The following is a 3,204-nucleotide window of genomic DNA, read 5'->3' as shown; positions in this document are numbered from 1 at the left end:
GGGGTCGGAACAAGAACTGCTCAAAATCGTACGCTAAGGGCGAACGGAGCAAGAACCCGAGTGCGATATCGGCCGCATTGCACTTGATCTCTGTGGATAGCGTAGCCAGGGCTGACGTATGTGCCCCCCAGTTTGACATCGTTCCATCGAGTATTGTGATGGAGTCGGGCGATGCGCAGACGGAAGCTTCTCAAAGATCAAGATCGGCAAAAACTTTTCAGTGTGCCGACCGATGAGGACAGCCTCATCCGACACTATTCGCTGTCATCGGCTGACAGGCTTGAGATTGGCCTTCGCAGGCGAGAACACAATCAGCTCGGCTTTGCTGTTCAGCTTTGCCTGATGCGCCACCCAGGCAGAGTGCTCGCCGCCGGAGAGACTCCGCCTCGCGCAATGCTGAAGTATGTTGCCGAACAGGTCGGCGCCGACCTCGGATCGTTCGCGCTCTATGCGCGCCGTGAAGAAACCCGTCGCGACCACGCCGCGCGCTTGATGATGTACCTCGATACGAAGAGCGCAACGGGGGAGGACCGTCGAGCGGCGCTACTGGCTGCGATTCAGGCGGCAACGATGTCCGACGACAGCGTCGGGATTGCGAAAGCCATCGCCGCGTCTTTTCGGGAACGCGGTTCCCTACTTCCGGTGACCGAGACAATCGAGCGAATAGGGCTCGCGGGCCGATCGATTGCTCGTCGGCGGGCAGAGAGAGTGCTCATCGAAGAAATTTCGGTCGATACGCTTCAATCATTGGATAAACTGTTGGAGGTTGACCCGGCCATCGGCCAGACGCGCTTTCATTGGCTGCGATCGGCGCCAGAAGCGCCGGGTGCATCCAACCTGGTCGGACTGACTGAACGGATTGCATTCCTGCGGACGCTGGAGATCGATCCGAAATTGCAGGCTCGCATATCATCGGGACGGTGGGAGCAGATGATCCGTGAGGGCAAAGCCACGCCGGCATGGCTTGCCAATGACTTCAATGCCAGTCGCCGGCACGCGCTGATCGTGGCACAGGTCATCAAACTCGGCCAGAAGCTCACCGACGATGCGGTGACGATGTTTATCAAGCTGATGGGGCGGCTGTTCTCGCAAGCCAACAACCGCAAGAAGCAGCGACAGATAGACTGCAGACCGGATACGGCCAAGGCGCTGCGCATGTTCCTCTGCACGATCACCGCCCTGCAATCTGCGAACGACTATGGCCGGAACGCATTGGAGGTTCTCGATCAGGAAGTAGGATGGCACCGGTTGCTGCGGATGAAGCCTGAGCTTGAGTCGATGGTCGAGAACAACGAGGCCTCGCCGTTGACCTTAGCGGCCGAGCAATATGCGACCGTCAACAAATATGCGGGTGCGTTCCTACAGGCGTTCACGTTCCGCTCAGCGCGCCGCCACGATCCGCTTCTTGCGGCGACTGGGTTGCTGAGACGGCTCTATGCCGAGAAGCGCCGAGCGCTGCCGGAACGTGTCCCCATAACTCACCTCAGCCAAGCCGATCGCAAGCTCATTCTTGGAAAGGAGAAGCCGGATCGTCATCTCTATGAAATCGCAACGCTCGCGGCTTTACGAGATCGACTTCGGTCGGCGGACATATGGGTCGACGGAAGTCGATCCTTCCGACCAATCGACGAGCATCTGATGCCGCGGTCAACGTTCACCACAATGAAGGAGCAGGATAGGCTCGGACTTGGCGTTCAGGGTGACGGTGCGGCCTGGCTCGCGGAAGCGCGACAGATGCTCGACTTCAACCTGAAGCGGCTGGCGCATAGAGCACGATCCGGAAAGCTCGAAGGTGTTCGTCTGGAAGCCGGCACATTGATCGTTACGCCAACCGCTGGTGAGGTGCCCGTGGAAGCTGAGGATCTTAACGCCGAGATCAGTGAACTCTATCCGTTGATAGAGGTGCCGGACCTCCTGAGGGAAGTGCACGAATGGACCGGCTTTGCCGATTGCTTCACGCATGTTCGCACGGGCGACACTCCGAGGAATGTCTCGGCAATGCTGGCTGGCGTACTCGCCGATGCGACCAACCTCGGTCCGAAACGGATGGCCAGCGCGTCCAAAGGCATCAGCGCTCACCAGATCAGCTGGATGCGTACCTTCCACGCCCGGTCAGAGACCTACCGCGCAGCCCAGGCCTGCGTGACGGACGCACACACTCGCCATCCGCATTCTCGCCTTTGGGGCAACGGCACGACGTCATCATCTGATGGCCAATTCTTCCGAGCAAGCGACCGAGCCGCAAAGCGCGGAGATATCAATCTACATTACGGCAGTGAGCCCGGTTCGAAATTCTACAGTCATCTGTCCGATCAGTACGGCTACTTCAGCATCCTGCCGATCAGTCCGACTGAGAGCGAAGCTGCCTATGTGCTCGACGGGCTGTTCGATCAGGACACGATCCTCGACATTCAGGAGCACTTCACGGACACCGGCGGCGCCAGCGATCACGTCTTCGGATTGTTCGCCTTGATCGGCAAACGCTTCGCACCTCGGTTACGCAACCTCAAGGATCGGAAGTTCCACACGTTCGAGAAAGGCGATGCATACCCGGCGCTGTCGAACCACATCGGAGCACCGATCAACACCACGCTCATTCTCGACCACTGGGACGATCTTCTTCATCTCGCGGCGTCGATCACGACGCGATCCGTCGTGCCGTCGACCATCCTGAAGAAGCTTTCGGCATCGCCAAAAGAAGGTCAGCTCGCCAGGGCGCTGCGGGAACTGGGGCGTATTGAGCGGTCTCTCTTCATGATCGAATGGTACTCGAGCCCGACATTGCGCCGGCGCTGCCAAGCCGGACTCAACAAAGGTGAGGCAGCGCACAAGCTCAAGCGCGCGGTGTTTTTCCATGAGCGTGGTGAAATCCGTGACCGATCGTTCGAAAGCCAAGCGTTCCGCGCCTCCGGCCTCAACCTCGTCGTCAGTGCGATCGTACACTGGAATACGGTCTATCTTGATCGGGCTGTCACACACTTGAAAATGGCGGGCAAAAACATCCCCGAGATGCTGCTGAAGCACATCTCCCCACTCAGCTGGGAGCACATCAACCTGACCGGCATCTACACTTGGGACAGCGAGCAGCATCTGGCGGAAGGCTTTAGGACACTGCGCCTTCCGGTAGGGCTAAAGCGTGTCGCATGATATTCATGATCGGTTCGACCTTAGCGTACGATTTTCAGCAGTTCTTGTTCCGACCCC

The 3,204-nt window shown here is 58.6% G+C and carries 1 protein-coding gene; it reads left to right on the top strand.

Features of this window, described 5'->3' with window-relative positions; all coding sequences use genetic code 11:
• The first annotated feature begins 171 nt into the window (after window positions 1-171).
• A complete protein-coding gene (locus tag J0I79_RS34540; RefSeq protein WP_292870511.1) occupies window positions 172-3,147 on the top strand; it encodes a Tn3 family transposase in 2,976 nt (991 codons plus the stop codon).
• Window positions 3,148-3,204: the final 57 nt, after the last annotated feature.

This window comes from Mesorhizobium sp. (assembly GCF_017306585.1).
GTDB lineage: Bacteria > Pseudomonadota > Alphaproteobacteria > Rhizobiales > Rhizobiaceae > Mesorhizobium.
The sequence above is the reverse complement of the archived record's forward strand: the minus strand, read 5'-3'. Positions and strand labels throughout refer to the sequence as shown.

Bases quoted from the DNA above. Each gene is read 5' to 3' on its own strand.
- J0I79_RS34540 (WP_292870511.1), top strand. From the start codon at position 172: ATGCGCAGACGGAAGCTTCTCAAAGATCAAGATCGGCAAAAACTTTTC.